The 17,348-nt window shown below is 56.8% G+C and carries 15 protein-coding genes and 1 tRNA gene; 9 read left to right on the top strand and 7 right to left on the bottom strand.

Going from position 1 to position 17,348, the window contains the following annotated elements; all coding sequences use genetic code 11:
- Nucleotides 1–70: 70 nt before the first annotated feature.
- From ACR0ES_RS02215 to fabI, 3 genes are read right to left on the bottom strand one after another with little or no spacing between them, the layout of a single operon-like run.
- On the bottom strand, nucleotides 71–1,246 hold the full coding sequence (locus ACR0ES_RS02215) for an aminotransferase (protein WP_480869341.1): 1,176 nt from the start codon (nucleotides 1,244–1,246) through the stop codon (nucleotides 71–73).
- A 21-nt stretch (nucleotides 1,247–1,267) separates the two neighbouring features.
- Entirely contained in the window at nucleotides 1,268–1,777 is a 510-nt protein-coding gene (gene gpt / locus ACR0ES_RS02210) for a xanthine phosphoribosyltransferase (RefSeq protein WP_267365342.1), read from the bottom strand.
- A gap of 4 nt (nucleotides 1,778–1,781) precedes the next feature.
- The gene (fabI, locus tag ACR0ES_RS02205; protein WP_267365343.1) at nucleotides 1,782–2,588 is read right to left on the bottom strand and encodes an enoyl-ACP reductase FabI; all 807 of its coding nucleotides are present in this window, start codon (nucleotides 2,586–2,588) and stop codon (nucleotides 1,782–1,784) included.
- Between the two features lie 135 nt (nucleotides 2,589–2,723).
- Here fabI and pdxH point away from each other — a divergent pair, with 135 nt between their 5' ends.
- The 4 genes from pdxH to ACR0ES_RS02185 all read left to right on the top strand — a co-directional run bounded on the left by pdxH (nucleotide 2,724) and on the right by ACR0ES_RS02185 (nucleotide 4,573).
- A complete protein-coding gene (pdxH, locus tag ACR0ES_RS02200) occupies nucleotides 2,724–3,329 on the top strand; it encodes a pyridoxamine 5'-phosphate oxidase (protein ID WP_480869339.1) in 606 nt (201 codons plus the stop codon).
- 142 nt (nucleotides 3,330–3,471) lie between these two features.
- Nucleotides 3,472–3,978 (top strand): cold-shock protein, encoded by a 507-nt coding sequence (locus ACR0ES_RS02195; RefSeq protein WP_245220458.1) that lies wholly within the window; start codon nucleotides 3,472–3,474, stop codon nucleotides 3,976–3,978.
- Nucleotides 3,979–3,985: 7 nt separating this feature from the next.
- The gene (locus ACR0ES_RS02190; RefSeq protein WP_480869337.1) at nucleotides 3,986–4,453 is read left to right on the top strand and encodes a DUF192 domain-containing protein; all 468 of its coding nucleotides are present in this window, start codon (nucleotides 3,986–3,988) and stop codon (nucleotides 4,451–4,453) included.
- Between the two features lie 43 nt (nucleotides 4,454–4,496).
- A tRNA-Pro gene (locus tag ACR0ES_RS02185) sits at nucleotides 4,497–4,573 on the top strand.
- A gap of 14 nt (nucleotides 4,574–4,587) precedes the next feature.
- Here ACR0ES_RS02185 and ACR0ES_RS02180 read toward each other — a convergent pair.
- Nucleotides 4,588–5,022 (bottom strand): hypothetical protein, encoded by a 435-nt coding sequence (locus tag ACR0ES_RS02180; protein WP_267365347.1) that lies wholly within the window; start codon nucleotides 5,020–5,022, stop codon nucleotides 4,588–4,590.
- A gap of 541 nt (nucleotides 5,023–5,563) precedes the next feature.
- On the opposite strand from ACR0ES_RS02180, the gene ACR0ES_RS02175 reads away from it, so the two are divergent.
- Both ACR0ES_RS02175 and ACR0ES_RS02170 read left to right on the top strand, forming a co-directional pair.
- Complete coding sequence (locus ACR0ES_RS02175) at nucleotides 5,564–9,184, top strand: vitamin B12-dependent ribonucleotide reductase (protein WP_480564615.1); 3,621 nt, start codon at nucleotides 5,564–5,566, stop codon at nucleotides 9,182–9,184.
- Nucleotides 9,185–9,725: 541 nt separating this feature from the next.
- Nucleotides 9,726–9,971, top strand: a complete 246-nt coding sequence (locus tag ACR0ES_RS02170) for an EF-hand domain-containing protein (RefSeq protein ID WP_480472945.1) — start codon at nucleotides 9,726–9,728, stop codon at nucleotides 9,969–9,971.
- A gap of 52 nt (nucleotides 9,972–10,023) precedes the next feature.
- On the opposite strand, the gene ACR0ES_RS02165 is transcribed toward ACR0ES_RS02170, so the two are convergent.
- On the bottom strand, nucleotides 10,024–11,568 hold the full coding sequence (locus ACR0ES_RS02165) for a trimethylamine methyltransferase family protein (protein ID WP_480480795.1): 1,545 nt from the start codon (nucleotides 11,566–11,568) through the stop codon (nucleotides 10,024–10,026).
- Between the two features lie 414 nt (nucleotides 11,569–11,982).
- Here ACR0ES_RS02165 and ACR0ES_RS02160 point away from each other — a divergent pair, with 414 nt between their 5' ends.
- Nucleotides 11,983–12,501, top strand: a complete 519-nt coding sequence (locus ACR0ES_RS02160) for an outer membrane protein (RefSeq protein WP_480480797.1) — start codon at nucleotides 11,983–11,985, stop codon at nucleotides 12,499–12,501.
- Between the two features lie 6 nt (nucleotides 12,502–12,507).
- On the opposite strand, the gene ACR0ES_RS02155 is transcribed toward ACR0ES_RS02160, so the two are convergent.
- Entirely contained in the window at nucleotides 12,508–13,692 is a 1,185-nt protein-coding gene (locus ACR0ES_RS02155; protein ID WP_480869335.1) for a pyridoxal phosphate-dependent aminotransferase, read from the bottom strand.
- Nucleotides 13,693–13,748: 56 nt separating this feature from the next.
- A complete protein-coding gene (locus ACR0ES_RS02150; protein WP_480564624.1) occupies nucleotides 13,749–14,093 on the bottom strand; it encodes an MmcQ/YjbR family DNA-binding protein in 345 nt (114 codons plus the stop codon).
- Nucleotides 14,094–14,315: 222 nt separating this feature from the next.
- Here ACR0ES_RS02150 and cysS point away from each other — a divergent pair, with 222 nt between their 5' ends.
- A complete protein-coding gene (cysS, locus tag ACR0ES_RS02145) occupies nucleotides 14,316–15,713 on the top strand; it encodes a cysteine--tRNA ligase (protein WP_480869334.1) in 1,398 nt (465 codons plus the stop codon).
- On the top strand, nucleotides 15,713–17,347 hold the full coding sequence (gene cimA / locus ACR0ES_RS02140) for a citramalate synthase (RefSeq protein WP_480472933.1): 1,635 nt from the start codon (nucleotides 15,713–15,715) through the stop codon (nucleotides 17,345–17,347). The genes cysS and cimA overlap by 1 nt, the downstream gene beginning before the upstream one ends.
- Nucleotide 17,348: the final 1 nt, after the last annotated feature.

The following is a 17,348-nucleotide window of genomic DNA, read 5'->3' as shown; positions in this document are numbered from 1 at the left end:
TGTTATTACGGCAGCGTTCTGCCCTGTCGGTTGCCGCCTTGAATACGACGCACACCGCCGGGGGGCAAGCTTAGAAGGACAGGCCCTGCAACCGTTCGAACAATTGGCCCAAACCTGTGCGGTCGAGGTTGGCAAAGGCAATGCGCACTTGCCGTTTCCCGTCCGGGTGGTGATCGGGCATGAACATGGTGCCGGGCAATAGCAGAACACCGGCTTCACGCACCAAACGCCGGGCAAGTTCGTCGGACGGAATGTCAAACGGGTGCTCCAGATAGGCGAAATACGCCCCAAGTCCCAAAAGACGCCAGCCTTCGGTTTCCAGTGCGGGTATCCTCTCAAGGATGACAGCGCGACGGTCGAGTATTTCGTCGCGTTCCCCTGCCAGCCATTGCGACAAGTTCTGCATACCCCAAAGCGCGGCGAACTGTCCGATCTGACCGGGGCAAATGGCAACAGTGTCGAGAAACTTCTCGACCTCAGCCAGAAGTGCGGTGCCCGTTGCAATTGCGCCGACCCTGTGGCCCGTCAGCCTGTAGGCCTTGGAGAAGGAATAAAGGTGGATCAGCGTCTGATCCCAGTCTGGTTGCTGGAACAGGTCATGTGGTGGCCCGCTGCGACTGTCGAAGTCACGGTAGGTTTCGTCGACGATCAGGTGAATCCCGGTTTCGCTCGCAAGCTCAAAGAAGGCGCGGACAAGGTCTGCCGGGTATTCAACGCCGCCGGGATTGTTGGGCGTGACCAGAGCGATGGCGCGTGTTTTGTCCGTGATCAGCGCGCGTGCGCGCTCAGGATCGGGCAGCAAATCGTCGCCGGTCTTCAGGTCCACAGCGTGGACACCCGACATATCCAGCCACATTTTATGATTGAAATACCACGGGGTTGGTAGAATGACCTCATCCCCTTCGCCGGTGATGGCCGATATCACTGCTGAAAACGCCTGATTGCAGCCTGAGGTGATAGCAACCTGAGGTGCCCCAACCCTTGCTGCGTAGTGCGTGCTGATCTGCGCAGCCAGTTCCGCGCGAAGATTGTCGTTTCCCAGCACAGGGCCATAAAGATGCGCATGGTCTTCGCGCACGGTAAATTCGGCCATAGCCTCGCGCAAGGCCAGTGGCGGCGGGTCAACCGGCGCCGCCTGGCTTACGTTGATCAGCGGGCGTTCGGGTGGGAACGCAACGCCCTCGAGCCATCGGCGCGCTTCCATCACTGGCGGCGCGAATGTTGCGGCGGTCCGGCTGAGCGTCATGTGCTGCCTACTGATCTGATTTCAATCGGTGCCGCGATAGGGCTCGACATATTGAAGGGCCATGTCCCACGGGAAAAAGATCCATGTGTCCTGACTGACTTCGGTGATGAACGTATCCACCATAGGGCGTCCCTTGGGCTTGGCATAAACCGTCGCAAAATGCGCGTTCGGATACATCTCTCGAACCAGTTCCAGGGTTTTCCCGCTGTCCACAAGATCGTCGATGATCAGAATTCCGGTTCCGTCGCCCATTAACTTGGCATCGGGTGCTTTCAGAACTTCCGCCTCACCCTGAGCTTGATGGTGGTAGGATTTGACGCTGACCGTATCGACAGTACGAATATCCAGTTCCCGGCTGACGATCATCGCAGGGGCCATGCCGCCACGGGTGATCGCCACAACAGCACGCCAGCTGCCATCATCGGGGCCTTGCCCGTCCAGACGCCACGCCAATGCGCGCGAGTCGCGGTGGATCTGGTCCCAGCTGATGTGAAATCCTTTTTCGTGCGGCAGGCGGTCCTTAGCGCTCATGTTCTTAACCTTTTTCCACGTCAGGGGCGTCAACGGCCTTCATTCCGACAATATGGTAACCCGAATCCACGTGCAGATTCTCTCCGGTGACGCCGCTGCTGAGGTCCGACAACAGGTACAGGGCCGACTTGCCGACATCGTCAATGGTCACGTTGCGGCGCAGCGGAGAGTTGTACTCGTTCCATTTCATGATGTAGCGAAAATCGCCAATGCCGCTGGCAGCCAGGGTTTTGATCGGGCCGGCCGAGATCGCGTTCACGCGAATACCGTCCTTGCCCAGGTCCTCGGCCAGATACTTTACTGACGCCTCCAGCGCGGCCTTGGCAACACCCATCACGTTATAGTGGGGCATCACCTGCTCGGCTCCGTAATAGGTCAGTGTTATGGCACTGCCGCCTTCGGACATCATCTTTTCCGCGCGCTGCATAACCGCGGTGAACGAATAGACGGAGACATCCATTGTCAGCGTGAAGTTGGCCCGGCTGGTATCCACATAACGTCCACGCAATTCGTTCTTGTCAGAAAACCCGATGGCGTGAACGATAAAGTCCAGCTTGCCCCATTTCTCTTCCAGCGCCGAGAAAAGCCCATCAATTGAAGCCTCATCGCTCACGTCGCAGGGCAGAACAATTTCGCTGCCCAATTGCGCAGCCAGCGGGTCCACACGTTTTTTTAAAGCGTCACCCTGATAAGAAAAGGCAAGTTCAGCTCCGGCTTCGGACAAGGCGCGGGCGATTCCCCATGCGATTGATTTGTCATTGGCCAGTCCCATGATGAGGCCACGTTTGCCGGCCATCAACTGATTTGACATGTTTGGTTCTCCGCCTGTCTTCGCGTTAGATTGGCATGGTTTATGCCATTGGTAGCGCTGCATCAAGGCCGTGCGCTCTTGCTCGCAGCGGGTTCTCGCCTTAGGCTCGTCATTAATACTTTCCAGGGGATGGAAATGACCGAGCGTGATGGCATCTTTGCTGGCTCCGATCCGTTTGAAATTGCGGCCCGGTGGTTAGCTGAGGCTGAAGAAACTGAATCGAATGATCCGAATGCGATTGCGCTTGCAACCGTTGACCCGGATGGTTTGCCAAATGCACGCATGGTTCTGCTGAAAGAAATCGAAGCGGATTCATTTGTATTCTATACAAACTACGAAAGCGTCAAAGCGAGTGAGCTGGATACGTCGGAAAAAGCTGCATTTGTAATGCATTGGAAATCTTTGCGGCGTCAACTTCGTGTTCGTGGTACAGTATGTCGTGAAAACGGGCCCCAGGCTGATGCGTATTATGCATCAAGGTCATTGAAAAGCCGGTTGGGTGCCTGGGCTTCAAAGCAGTCACAACCGCTTTCAAGTCGGACAGCTTTGATGGCAGAGGTCGCGAAGGTGACCGCTAAACTTGGGCCGAATCCACCTCGTCCTCCATTCTGGGGCGGGTACCGATTAACGCCGACAGAGATTGAGTTCTGGGCTGATGGAGCATTTCGCTTGCATGACCGGTTCAGATGGAAACGAATTGAGCCGGGATCGGCATGGCATGTTGAAAGGTTGAATCCATGACGTTCACGTGTCGTGAAATGCAACAAGCAGAAAGTAAACAATTTTTTCGGCTTGAAATTGTCTGCCAATCCCATAAACAACAGACCCTTAACGAACTGCTAAAATTCGCGATGGGAAAACCGTGCCAGAAGACCTGAACAACATGTATCGCGTCCGTGGACACGTGAAATGGTTCGATCCCGCCAAGGGATACGGCTTTGTTGTGTCTGACGAAGGCGGCCCGGATATTCTGTTGCATGTGAACGTATTGCGCAATTTCGGTCAGAGTTCCGTCGCGGACGGAGCGGGTATCGAGATCATGACACACCGCACGGACAGAGGTGTTCAGGCGGTTGAGGTTGTTGCAATTGACCCGCCAGCGCGCGCCGAGTCGATGATGTTGGCCGATTTCGCCGAGTTGGATCCGGACGCTATCGCAGAAGCCCCTCTGGAGGCCGCGCGGGTGAAGTGGTTCGACAAAGGCAAGGGCTTCGGGTTCGCAAATGTTTTTGGGCGCGGTGAAGACGTGTTCTTGCATATCGAAGTGTTGCGGCGCTCGGGGCTTGCTGACCTCCAGCCCGGAGAGGCGCTTGCGATGCGCGTAATTGATGGCAAGCGCGGCCGAATGGCGGCGCAGGTTCTCGCCTGGGAAGCCGCGCTGGACGGCTGACACTTCGATGACTCGTTTTCTGGTATTCTGGACACTTCTGATCACACTGTGGACAGGGGGGGCATTTGCTGCGTGCAGCGTTGATCATATCACTCTCAGAAACGACAGCGCGACAATCCGATTTGACGTGGAATTGGCGGTTACGCCTCAGGAACGGTCAAAAGGGTTGATGTTTCGCGAGTCGTTGCCGAATCGATCCGGTATGCTGTTCGTGTTCGATCCACCGCAACCTGTCGCGTTCTGGATGAAGAACACACTGATTCCGCTCGACATGATATTTCTGGACCGTACGGGCACAGTGACACATGTGCATGAGAGTGCGATTCCCGGCGATCTGACACCGATTGAAGGTGGGGATGCCGTTTTTGCGGTACTGGAAATCAATTCCGGATTGTCCGCGCGCTACTCTATCGGCGTCGGCACTCAGATGCAGCACGAAATTTTTTCGCAAGGTCCTGCGATTTGGTCCTGTTAGGGCTTTTCAAATCAGATTGTCATCGTTAGGAAGGCGCACGGTCCGGGGCGTGGCGCAGTCTGGTAGCGCACCTGTTTTGGGTACAGGGGGTCGTAGGTTCGAATCCTGCCGCCCCGACCACTTCCTTCACATTCTCATGTGGGCGTTCCGCCCATCGCCAGATACAACGAGCTGATCGCCTGATCCAGCGCGTCACTTTCCAGTGGAACCTCAACGATTGCTCCGGTTTTCTGCGGCACTTTAAAGTACGATCGTGCGTCGACGCGATAGCCGGAACCTGTTTTTGACGATGTCAGGCGCATGACACTCTGGGGCAGGTCCTGCGGAAATCCGTCATAGTTCAGAATCAAATAGGCTGCCGCTTTTGGGGGCAGGTATTCGCTGCACTCAAAAGCCTGTTTGCCGATTTTCTCAAATACCTTGCCGGGTCCAGAACAACTGGATTCAAATGCCTCAAACAACCTTTGAGGCTGCGTTTCGAACAGCGCGCTACGTGACGGGGTGGGCGTTTCTTGTGGCGTGCAGGCCACGATACAGGCCAACGCGGGGATAAAGCGAAGCAACTTCATTCATTTGGCCTTTCTCATTCCGAAGTGAACCTTTGGTCGTTCAGCGTGGGTTCGACAGACCTGACGAAGATGATTCCTTTACAGCCTAACCAGCGCGGCGTTGGTTGATCAAATACAGATAACTATGCTGGTAAAAACGGTAATTCGATTTGAGACTTCGAGATGTGACCGAGAATTTGCCGAAGGCGAGCCTGTGGAGGAATCGGACCTTGAGTTTCACACCCCTCGTGTCTGGGTCTGGTCAACAAAAAAGATTTCAAATTTGGCTGAAAAAGGGCGTTGACCTTCTATGGCAATATACGTCAAATTGTATGAGCCGAAGAGATTGCCACAATATCTGGTGTTCAAGCCGGGACGGCAACAGGCGAGGGTCGGATAAGCACAGTCTATTAACGTGCAGCCGTTGTAACGGTTTTTTCGCTGTCCAAAACAGCGACCAGTACCTTTGCGCGCTTCTGTCGGCGTTGCGGGTGGTGCTCCGCAACTCAAAATGTAGTGCCGTGAACCGAAAATTAGGCGGAATTTAACTAGGGCTGCGGACATGAAGATTGAAAGAAAATTCACCAAACCAGATCAGGATGCCTATTCGGAACTGGATTTTGTGTCTGCGACATCTGAAATCCGAAACCCCGATGGAACCATTGTGTTCCGCCTGGAAGGGATCGAAGTTCCGTCAACCTGGTCGCAGGTGGCAAGCGACGTGATTGCCCAGAAGTACTTTCGCAAGGCTGGTGTCCCGTCCAAACTGACCAAAGTTAAGGAAAAAGACGTTCCTGAATTCCTGTGGCGGTCGGTTCCCGCTGAAGATGCTGAATTCGACGGCGAAATTTCCTCCAAGCAGGTCTTTGACCGGCTGGCCGGTGCGTGGGCATACTGGGGGTGGAAAGGTGGCTACTTTTCGACCGAAGAGGATGCGCGCGCCTATTTCGACGAAATGCGGTACATGCTGGCGACTCAGCGCGCCGCCCCAAACAGCCCGCAATGGTTCAATACTGGCCTGCACTGGGCCTATGGAATCGACGGTCCGGCGCAAGGGCACCACTATGTCGACTACAAGACCGGCAAACTGACCAAATCCAAATCCGCCTACGAACATCCGCAGCCACATGCCTGCTTCATCCAGTCCGTCGATGATGATCTGGTGAACGAAGGCGGCATCATGGATCTGTGGGTGCGCGAAGCACGGTTGTTCAAATACGGCTCGGGCACCGGGACCAACTTCAGCCATCTGCGTGCAGAAGGTGAGGCACTGTCGGGTGGCGGCAAATCCTCGGGCCTGATGGGCTTTCTCAAGATCGGCGACCGCGCCGCTGGCGCGATCAAATCAGGCGGGACAACCCGTCGGGCAGCAAAGATGGTTATTGTCGATGCGGATCACCCCGATATCGAACAATTCATCGAATGGAAGGTAATCGAAGAGCAGAAAGTGGCCTCGATCGTTGCCGGATCGAAGATGCACGAGAAGATGCTGAACGGTATTTTCGAGGCCATTCGCTCATGGGACGGTGCTGCCGAGGATGCCTATGATCCCAACAAGAACGAAGCGCTGAAAAAGGCGATCCGCGAGGCGAAAAAGGTAGCAATCCCCGAGACTTACATCAAACGTGTGTTGGATTATGCCAAGCAGGGTCACGACAGCATCGAATTCCCGACATATGACACGGACTGGGACTCGGAAGCCTATAGCTCGGTTTCGGGCCAGAACTCGAACAACTCCATCCGCGTGACCAATGCGTTTCTGACCGCTGTTGAGAAAGACGCCGATTGGGAGCTGATCAACCGCACCGATGGCAAGGTTGCCAAGACGGTCAAGGCGAGGGACCTGTGGGAGAAAGTCGGCCACGCTGCATGGGCCTGTGCCGATCCAGGTATCCAGTTCCACGACACGGTCAACGAATGGCACACATGCCCCGAAGATGGTGAAATTCGCGGATCGAATCCGTGTTCGGAATACATGTTCCTGGATGACACGGCCTGTAACCTGGCCTCGATGAACCTGCTGACCTTCCTCAAGGATGGTGAGTTCCAGGCAGCCGACTACATGCATGCCTCGCGCCTTTGGACCCTGACGCTGGAAATCTCGGTAACCATGGCGCAATTCCCGTCAAAGGAAATCGCGCAGCTGTCGTACGACTTCCGCACTCTGGGCCTGGGTTACGCAAACATTGGCGGCCTGCTGATGAACATGGGCTACAGCTATGACTCGGACGAGGGGCGGGCGATCTGCGGTGCCCTGACCGCGATCATGACCGGTGTGGCATATGCCACTTCAGCTGAAATTGCCGGTGAGCTTGGCCCGTTCAAGGGATACAAGCGCAATGCCGACCATATGCTGCGCGTTATCCGCAACCATCGCCGCGCGGCGCAGGGTGTGACCGAGGGGTATGAGAAGCTGGCCGTCAAGCCGGTGCCTCTGGACCATGGTAACTGCCCCGACAAGCGTTTGGTCGATCTGGCCATGTCGGCGTGGGATGAGGCGCTGAGCCTTGGCGAGCAGAACGGTTACCGCAACGCACAGGCCACTGTGATTGCCCCCACCGGCACCATCGGTCTGGTGATGGACTGCGACACCACGGGAATCGAGCCCGATTTTGCGCTGGTGAAGTTCAAGAAGCTGGCAGGCGGCGGTTACTTCAAGATCATCAACCGCTCGGTACCTTCTGCGCTGGAAAAGCTTGGCTATTCCTCGTCGCAGATCGAAGAGATTGTATCCTATGCGGTCGGCCACGGCACCATCGGCAACGCGCCGGGGATCAACCACACTTCACTGACGGGTCATGGCTTTGGCCCGAACGAGTTGGCCAAGGTGGATGCCGCGCTGGAAAGCGCCTTCGACATCCGGTTCGTCTTCAACCAGTGGACACTGGGCGAAGATTTCTGCACCGGTGTTCTGGGCATTCCAGCGACCAAGCTGAATGACCCAACGTTTGATCTGCTGCGCCATCTGGGCTTTACCAAGGCGGATATCGACGCGGCGAACGATCATGTCTGCGGAACCATGACTCTGGAAGGTGCACCGCATCTGAAGGAAGAACACTACGCGATCTTCGACTGCGCCAACCCGTGCGGCAAGAAAGGCAAGCGTTTCCTTGGGGTTGACAGCCACATCACCATGATGGCGGCGGCACAAAGTTTTATTTCGGGCGCGATCAGCAAAACGATCAACATGCCGAATGATGCGACAATCGAGGATTGCCAGAAGGCCTATGAACTCAGTTGGTCGCTGGGTGTGAAGGCCAATGCGCTGTACCGAGACGGCTCGAAACTGTCTCAGCCCCTTGCGGCTGCGCTGGTTGAGGATGATGACGAGGCGGCCGAGGTGCTGGAAAGCGGCTCAGCACAGGAAAAAGCCGTCGTTCTCGCCGAGAAGGTGATCGAGAAAGTTGTGGTCAAGGAAATCATCCGCAGCCATCGCGAGAAACTGCCGCATCGCCGCAAGGGGTATACTCAGAAGGCAATCGTTGGCGGCCACAAGGTGTACTTGCGCACGGGTGAGTTTGAAGACGGTCAATTGGGCGAGATTTTCATCGACATGCACAAGGAAGGCGCTGGCTTCCGGGCGATGATGAACAACTTTGCCATCGCCGTGTCGGTCGGCCTGCAATATGGCGTGCCGCTGGAGGAGTTTGTCGACGCCTTCACCTTTACCAAGTTCGAACCGGCAGGGATGGTGCAAGGCAACGACTCGATCAAGAACGCGACGTCGATCCTGGATTACATCTTCCGCGAACTGGCCGTGTCCTATCTGGACCGTACCGATTTGGCTCATGTGAAACCCGAGGGCGCGACCTTTGATGATCTGGGCCGCGGTGAAGAGGAAGGCGTTTCTAACGTCTCGGAAATTAGTGAAACTGCGGCGTCCAAGTCATTGGAAGTGTTGAAACAAATCAGCTCGACAGGGTATCTTCGCAAGCGTCTGCCGCAGGATCTGATGGTGTTAAACGGCAGTTATGGCGACGTGGCCGGAATGTCGGAAACGGCAACTGTGTTCGAAGCGCCTGCCACCGAAACGGCAGTGGCAACCGGGATGGACGCCCGCACCAAAGCCAAGATGCAGGGCTATGAGGGCGACCCCTGTGGCGAATGCGGAAACTACACGCTGGTGCGTAACGGCACTTGCATGAAGTGCAATACCTGCGGCGCGACAAGCGGGTGTAGCTGACTTTAGCGCCCCGGCGCCCCGGGGCGTAGGGGTCGGACGCTGCCCTAAGTAACCGACCCCGACGAATAAGGAGAACAGGTCTGAGACTTACAAAGTGACCTTTCTCCACTCGGCCGACATGCCCGTGTTGGCCGGGAACAGGGTGGGGCGGAATATTTGCTCCCTCCCACTCTTTCACGGGGCGGGTGCGCTCGCCCCATGCGCAGTCCAGGCCGCAGGCAAAAAAACACCGGGCGGTCAACGAAATGAGCCTGGAAGGCGAAACTGACAGGGGGCTTCGGCCCCCTTTCTTTTTACCCGCCGAGTCGTCCCGAATAAGCGCCACATTGCCGGATTGAGGTGGTCCTGTCGGGCAAGAGCCGCCGATACAGGTTTTGCCGCCTTCTTCAGGCGGAGGGCCGCAAACCCGACTCGGGCAAACACGCGAAGATTGGCGTGAAATCACGAAACTCTACCAAAGCGCGTGACGCGCCGGGGTGTCCATGTGCTTCTGGGCGCTGTCCGGACGTAAACACAAACACACCTTTCAGGAGGCACTGAAATGAAATCGCATTATTTGATCGGGCTTTCCGTGGCCGTTCTGGGCTTGCCCGGCGTTGCTTCGGCCCAATCCTCAGCCGATACCAACGGTGATGGTCTTTTGACCATCGAGGAAATTCAGGCAGTCGTACCGGAAATCAACGCTGACACTTTCTCGGCCATGGATGCCAATGGTGACGGAGCGTTGGATGCAGACGAGGTCGCGATCGCGCAGGAGGCAGGATTGCTGCCGCCCAGCGACGGGTAGGCATCGAGTGAACAGGCGGCCCGATCCATTTCGGGCCGCCTTTTCCATCACCTTAGGCGGGAAGATGGATTTTGAATTTTTTCCGAATCTCGGCGTCCAGAACCGGGTCGAACCTTGCAGGGGAAGGGGTGGAAAGGATTTCCTCTTTCCGGGCTACGGCTTTTTCCACCAGATCGGGCTTGCCAAGCTCCACCCACTCTTTCGGCGAGGAGCGATCTCCGAATGTTGGATAGACGTAATCTGACTGCATCCGGCTCAGCGTTGCGTCAGTTCCCAGATAGTGGCCTGGGCCGCCCATGCATACCGCCGCCATTTGATCCAGTGCCAGCGTGTCATCCGTCACCTCGATCCCGCGTACACAGCGTAGCGCCTGTCCGATCAGATCGTCGCTGAGGATCAGGCTTTCCAGGCAGAACCCCAGCAACGAGGCATGCATCCCGGCCGCCTCATATACCATGTTCAGACCGGACAGACCTGCCATGACATTCGAACACATCTGTTCCCAGCCGGCCTGCATATCGGGCAGTTTCGAATCCGATGCGCCAGCCGCAGCACCGCCCGGAAGGTCATAGAACCGGTGCATCTGGGCACATCCGGCAGTCAGAAGGGCCTGTTCCCCTGACCCGATCGACATGGCACCGGTCCGCAGGTCCAGACCAAATGGCCAGGTGCCAAAAATCGCCGGGGCACCGGGACTTACGGCATTAACATAAACCAATCCCGCCAGGCATTCCGCAGTTGCTTGCGTGATCGCACCGGCGATGGTCGACGGCGCTGTGGCACCGGCCATACCGGCAGATAGCAACAAGACAGGCATACCGGCCTTGATGCATGCTTCCATCACTTCGCAGCTTTCGGTTGCGAATTTCATTGGAGGAACAACAAAGCAGTTCGAGTTCGAAATGAAGGGTCGCTCGCGAAATTTGTCTTCACCGCCCGCAATCATATAGATCATCTCCATCGCCGGAGCGACGTGGCTTGGCTCGGTGAAGGATGTCCCGACATGTTTGAAGGACCCCGAACAGCAGGCGTAAATCGTGTTGAGGTCCATTTCGAGGTTGTCGGCGATGTCACGACAGACCATTGGCCGTTGCACAAAGTGAATGTTATCAAGCTGTTGGCAGATACGTGCGGCATCGTGCAGATCTTGCACGGTGGAATGGCGATATTCCCGACCGTGCACGTCAACCATGGACACGGCGGCTCCGGCCGTACCGTAGTGCACTTTGGTGCCGGACAATTCCAGATCGGTGTTTCCATCCCGGCTGTACAAAGTGACCGAGCGGTTCGCCTTTGCAATCGTGTCCTCGACAAGGGCGCGCGGGAAACGGATACGGCCATCGTCGCCCAAGGTGCAGCCCGCACCGACCAGATAGTCAATGCCACTTTGCGGGGCGTCCGCCAGGCCAATGGTTTCAAGCGCGGTCAGTGCTGCTTCGTGGATGCGTTCGATCTGCGCCTGCGTCAGTACATTCAGGACGCCGCCTTCCATTCCGGGGCGGACTGGTCGCAGGTGTTCGGGCAGCGCGGTTGCACGGGCAGCACGGCGCGCGGCGCGGCCGCCACTGCGCGATGAATTGCGGGGTTGGTCGTTCATTTCAAGAATCCGGTCGTTGAGTGATGTCTTAAGGTGTCAGCAAGCACACCTTTACGGCCGTCCTCGTGCGGCACGACCGCGATCTGCCCCAATGGTGCGGCTGATCAGGCTGATTTTCCAGTCGTCGTCTGCCATTTTGCCCCTCAACGTCTTGCGCGACCATTCCAAAACGCGGCGACACAATCTGTTCTATTTGCGACCTTTGATAATTATTCACATGGACAATTCTCACGGCTTTTGGGGTCAGAGAACCAAACGCCGAGATTTTCACACGTTTTGGAAGAAATCTGTTATACTGCATTCACTTACTTCCAAGGTCTGCTGAGCGGAGTTGAATTATGACCAGCAGGTCACAGATTGAATTGAAGTCATGCCTCTGATCGAAACCAGAGCGGTGTTGCATTGAGCCCGACTATGAACCCTTTTTCCGTCCTTGTTGTTGCGATATTGATCGCCGGAGCTAGCCCTGTTGCGGCTGAGGATTGGACTGGCGGGTATGCAGGCTTCAGTTTTGGATTTGCAGATGCCGACGGTCCGGGCGGTGCGAATGGCGATGATACGGCCTTTGGTGCGCATCTGGGCTATGATCAGGACTTTGGGAATTTCGTTCTGGGCGGTGAGTTGGAATATAACCGGCTGTCCCTGAACCTTGGCCAGTCTCAGGGCAGTCTCGACAGCATGACCAGCTTGAAACTGCGTGGCGGATATGAATTCGGTAACGCTCTGGGATACGTGGTCGTAGGCGCGGCGCGGGCTGATACGTCGATCGACAGTGACACGGCAGCGGTTTACGGAATCGGATTGGCCTATCCGATTGGCGAGAATTTCGTTATCAGCGGTGAAGCGCTGCGGCAGAATTTCGACGATGTCACCCGATCCAGCGGCAGTCTGGACACCAATGTTTTCAACCTGCGTACGACATTTCGGTTTTAGATGCGGCTATTCAGCCGCGTGTCGCTTGGCGAGCTGCGCTGAAAACGCGCACAGGGTTCTCAAGGCACTGACAAATTTCTCATCATCCACGGTCATGGCAACCCGAATGTGACCCGCTGCGGCTTTGCCAAAGCTTTCGCCCGGCATGACGGCAATCGCATGAGTGTCCAGCAGGGCGTTCGCAAACCCTTCGCCCGTCAGCCCGGTCGCCCGTATATCCAGCATCAGATACATAGAACCCTGCGCCGGGACGAGCCCCACTGTGTTCTGCGCCGCCAATATGTCCATCGCCAATGAACGGCGGCGACGGAATGGCGCGGCGATCTTGTTTTCAAGTTCGTGTCCTGCGGTCAGTGCAAAGCTGGCCGCGTCCTGAATGAACCCCGGAACGCCATAAGTTGTATGAGTAGCCAGATCTATCAGGTGGCGGATCACGTATTCCGGACCAACGATCCACCCGCATCGGGACCCGGTCATGGCATGTGATTTGGACATTGATCCAACCACTAAGGTACGGTCGGCCATTCCGGGCAGCGCGCGGGCAGACAGGTGCTCGCCCTCCCAGATCTGGGTGTCATAGACTTCGTCTGATATCAGCCACAGGTCACGGCGTTGGCAAACATCGGCAATGGATTCAAGTGACTGACGGGAATACACCACTCCGGTCGGGTTGTTCGGCGTGTTGATCAACAGCGAAACCGCGCCTTCCGCCGCTGCATCAATCAAATCTGCGCGCGGTTGAAATGCATCTTCTGCGGTGGTTCGAACAGCGCGGGCAATGGCCCCGGCACCGCGAATCGTTCCGGGGTAGGTGGCATAATACGGGTCCAGATACAGCCCGGTGTCGCCGGGATCGCACACCGCCATATGCGCGGCGAAAAGGGCGGACTGCCCACCGGGCGTGATCAGTACATTGTTACGCGTCGTTGGGATACCTGTGCGGGACTGAACCCGGGCAGCAACCGTATCGCGCAGCAAATCTGTTCCGGGCACCGTGGCATAACCGGTGTGACCGTTGCGGGCCGACAGGTCCATAGCGTGCAGGATCGACGAGTCGGTACGAACGTCATGCTCGCCGATTGTCAATTCTGTCACAGCATGCCCTTCATTCAGCATCCGTCGCGCCCGATTGAACACCTCCCACCCGTCGCTGCCGCCGGTGATCTGCGTGATGCGCTTGGACAATTCCATGACAAGGGCCCCGGTTACTCTGCGCTGAATGGGACAGAGCGGCAGGCGTTTGTCAATCAGCTTCGCGGCGCTATCGAGGCCTGAAGTTTTTTGGTCAATGATGCGCGGACAAGGTCATAGGACACAGTCAAACGATGGCGCATTTCGTCTGCACCGGTGTCAAACGGAAGACGCACCCAGCTGCGGTGGAAATAGGGGGCTTTTATGCCGATCCCAGTGTCTATCAGCATCTGCGCCGTTTCGATATCGGGCGTTTTTACGGAAACACCGTCATTTGCGATCCCGATACAGGCGAACATTTTGCCACCAATTTTCCAGGCGTCATGGCCACCGCCCCAGGGATCGGACAGTTCAGCGCCGGGCAGCGTTTTGCAGATGGAGTTGACGAAATCTCGGTCCATGTTCGGCACTGTGCCGAACGGGGATGGCAAACTCAACACTTGGCTTGGGAATGATCCCATGCTAACCGATGTCCCATGAACCCGGTGACCTGCACCATTATTATCTGCTGCATTACCTGCTGATTTATCAAGCGGGCCGGTTTCTTTCGTTTTCATCCCTGAGACAAGTTGCTAAGCCCGCGCCAACGCGCAAGTCTTTGCTGTTTCTTAGGAGCCCGACCGATGACGACGATCAAGCTGCACAACACACGGACGCGGACGAAGGAAGATTTCGTTCCGATTGACCCTGAAAATGTGCGGATGTATGTCTGCGGTCCGACCGTCTACGACCGCGCGCATCTTGGCAACGCCCGCCCGGTGGTTGTGTTCGATGTGCTCTACCGCCTGCTGCGTCACGTCTACGGCACAGATCATGTGACCTATGTGCGCAACTTCACCGACGTGGACGACAAGATCAACGCAACGGCATTGGCGCGCAAACAGGCGGGCGCAGAAGGCACGCTTGAGCAATTGGTGCAGGAGCGGTCGGACGAGACCATCGATTGGTACTTGCACGACATGGGCGCGTTGGGAGCGTTGGAACCCAACCAGATGCCACGCGCGACCCAGTATATCGCCCAGATGATCGCGATGATCGAAGACCTGATTGCAAAGGGTCACGCCTATGCCGCCGAAGGTCATGTTCTGTTCGCGGTCGACAGCTGGAAAGAAAGTTATGGCAAACTGTCTGGCCGGTCGGTCGATGACATGATCGCAGGTGCGCGGGTCGAGGTCGCGCCATACAAGAAAAACCCGATGGACTTCGTGTTGTGGAAGCCTTCGACTGATGATCTGCCGGGCTGGGACAGCCCGTGGGGCCGGGGACGTCCGGGCTGGCACATCGAATGCTCGGCCATGAGCTATGAACTGCTGGGCGAGAGCTTTGATATCCACGGGGGTGGCAATGACCTGATGTTCCCGCATCATGAGAACGAGATCGCCCAGAGCAAATGCGCTCACCCGCATGGAGAGTTTGCGCGGATGTGGATGCACAACGAGATGTTGCAGGTTGAGGGCAAGAAGATGTCCAAATCGCTGGGCAATTTCTTTACCGTGCATGATCTGTTGGAGCAGGGTGTGCCGGGCGAGGTAATCCGCTTCGTCTTTCTGCAGACGCATTATCGCAAGCCAATGGATTGGACCGAAAAGAAGGCGCGTGAGGCCGAGGCGACGCTGCGCAAGTGGCGGGCGCTGACAGCGGGCATCGAGCCCGCAGCCAACGCGGCACCTGAAGTCATCGCAGCACTAAGTGACGATCTGAATACGGCAGGTGCCATGAGCGAGCTTTATCGTCTGGCTTCAGACGGTGACGCCGCAGGTCTGCTGGCCAGTGCGCAACTGCTGGGTTTGCTTTTACCTGAGATGAGCGACTGGGCAGATACCGCATCTGTCGATTTGACCTCTCATGCGGACCGTTTAGCGAAGGCACGCGAAATCGCGATGCAAAGCAAGGACTTCTCAGAAGTTGATCGCTTGAAGGCAGCATATGTAGCGGCGGGGCTTGAGGTTCGAATGAGCAAGGACAGTGTCGAACTGGTGCCCGGCGCCGGTTTTGATGCTGCCAAGCTGGAGGAGGTCTGATGGCTAAGGAACGCCTCTACCTCTACGACACAACCCTGCGCGATGGGCAGCAAACGCAGGGCGTGCAGTTTTCGACCGCAGAAAAAGTGCAGATCGCGCAGGCGCTGGACACTTTGGGCGTGGACTACATCGAAGGCGGTTGGCCCGGTGCCAACCCGACCGATAGCGCGTTTTTCGAGGTGGCCCCAAAGACCGCGGCCCGGTTGACGGCGTTCGGCATGACCAAACGCGCAGGACGATCAGCCGAGAATGACGATGTGCTGGCAGCCGTGATGAATGCGGGAACGCAGGCTGTTTGTCTGGTCGGCAAGTCGCATGATTATCACGTCACCCACGCGCTTGGTATTTCACTGGAAGAGAACACAGAAAACGTGCGCGCCTCGGTCGCGCATATCGTCGCGCAGGGGCGAGAAGCGCTGTTTGATGCGGAACATTTCTTTGACGGCTACAAGGACAATCCGGAATATGCCGTGGATGTTTGTCGCGCAGCGCTTGAGGCTGGCGCGCGGTGGGTTGTCCTGTGCGACACAAATGGTGGCGCTTTGCCGTCCGAGGTCGGGCGGATTGTATCCGAGGTGATCGCAGCCGGGCTGCCCGGTGATCGGCTGGGCATTCACACCCATAACGATACCGAAAATGCCGTTGCCTGTTCTCTGGCTGCTGTTGAGGCCGGTGCACGGCAAATTCAGGGTACATTGAATGGTTTGGGCGAACGTTGCGGCAATGCGAACCTGACCGCTTTGATCCCGACGCTGTTGTTGAAGGAACCCTATGCGTCGCAGTTTGATATTGGTGTCAGCCGTGAGGCTTTGGCTGGTTTGACCCGGATCAGCCGGATGCTGGATGATGTCCTGAATCGGGTGCCCAGCAAGCAGGCGGCTTATGTCGGGGCGTCGGCTTTTGCACATAAGGCCGGACTGCACGCCAGCGCGATCCTCAAGGACCCATCGACATATGAGCATGTGGATCCCGCAAGCGTCGGGAACGCCCGCATCATTCCGATGTCGAACCAGGCTGGTCAGTCAAACCTGCGCAAGCGTTTGACCGAGGCCGGTTTGCGTGTTGAGGCAGGTGACCCCGCACTTGGCCGCATCCTTGACCAGATAAAGGCCCGCGAGGCGGATGGATATTCCTATGACACCGCTCAGGCCAGTTTTGAACTGCTGGCGCGGGAAGAGCTGGGTCAATTGCCCGAGTTCTTCGAGGTTAAGCGTTACAAAGTCACCGTTGAACGGCGTAAGAACAAATACAACAAGATGGTCAGCCTGTCCGAGGCCGTTGTTGTCGTAAGAGTGGATGGCGAAAAGAAGCTGTCTGTCAGCGAATCCATGGATGAGTCAGGCAGCGACAGGGGGCCGGTGAACGCCTTAGCCAAAGCCTTGGCCAAGGATCTGGGCCAGTATTCACAGGTGTTGTCAGATATGCGTCTGGTCGACTTCAAGGTGCGGATTACGCAAGGCGGCACCGAAGCGGTCACGCGTGTCATCATCGACAGCGAAGACGGGCAGGGGCGGCGCTGGTCCACCGTGGGCGTCAGCGCGAATATAGTCGATGCGTCTTTCGAGGCGCTTCTGGATGCGATTCAGTGGAAACTGGTGCGCGACTGTGATCCGAAAAAGGCAGCAGCCGAGTGAG

It is taken from the genome of Ruegeria sp. N7 (assembly GCF_056531345.1).
This window is presented reverse-complemented; position numbering and strand designations above follow the sequence as displayed.

Bases quoted from the DNA above. Each gene is read 5' to 3' on its own strand.
- fabI (WP_267365343.1), bottom strand. From the start codon at position 2,588: ATGTCAAATCAGTTGATGGCCGGCAAACGTGGCCTCATCATGGGACTG.
- ACR0ES_RS02190 (WP_480869337.1), top strand. From the start codon at position 3,986: ATGACTCGTTTTCTGGTATTCTGGACACTTCTGATCACACTGTGGACA.
- ACR0ES_RS02215 (WP_480869341.1), bottom strand. From the start codon at position 1,246: ATGACGCTCAGCCGGACCGCCGCAACATTCGCGCCGCCAGTGATGGAA.
- ACR0ES_RS02170 (WP_480472945.1), top strand. From the start codon at position 9,726: ATGAAATCGCATTATTTGATCGGGCTTTCCGTGGCCGTTCTGGGCTTG.
- ACR0ES_RS02195 (WP_245220458.1), top strand. From the start codon at position 3,472: ATGTATCGCGTCCGTGGACACGTGAAATGGTTCGATCCCGCCAAGGGA.
- ACR0ES_RS02165 (WP_480480795.1), bottom strand. From the start codon at position 11,568: ATGAACGACCAACCCCGCAATTCATCGCGCAGTGGCGGCCGCGCCGCG.
- gpt (WP_267365342.1), bottom strand. From the start codon at position 1,777: ATGAGCGCTAAGGACCGCCTGCCGCACGAAAAAGGATTTCACATCAGC.
- ACR0ES_RS02150 (WP_480564624.1), bottom strand. From the start codon at position 14,093: ATGGACCGAGATTTCGTCAACTCCATCTGCAAAACGCTGCCCGGCGCT.
- cimA (WP_480472933.1), top strand. From the start codon at position 15,713: ATGGCTAAGGAACGCCTCTACCTCTACGACACAACCCTGCGCGATGGG.
- ACR0ES_RS02175 (WP_480564615.1), top strand. From the start codon at position 5,564: ATGAAGATTGAAAGAAAATTCACCAAACCAGATCAGGATGCCTATTCG.
- ACR0ES_RS02155 (WP_480869335.1), bottom strand. From the start codon at position 13,692: ATGGAATTGTCCAAGCGCATCACGCAGATCACCGGCGGCAGCGACGGG.
- ACR0ES_RS02180 (WP_267365347.1), bottom strand. From the start codon at position 5,022: ATGAAGTTGCTTCGCTTTATCCCCGCGTTGGCCTGTATCGTGGCCTGC.
- ACR0ES_RS02160 (WP_480480797.1), top strand. From the start codon at position 11,983: ATGAACCCTTTTTCCGTCCTTGTTGTTGCGATATTGATCGCCGGAGCT.
- pdxH (WP_480869339.1), top strand. From the start codon at position 2,724: ATGACCGAGCGTGATGGCATCTTTGCTGGCTCCGATCCGTTTGAAATT.
- cysS (WP_480869334.1), top strand. From the start codon at position 14,316: ATGACGACGATCAAGCTGCACAACACACGGACGCGGACGAAGGAAGAT.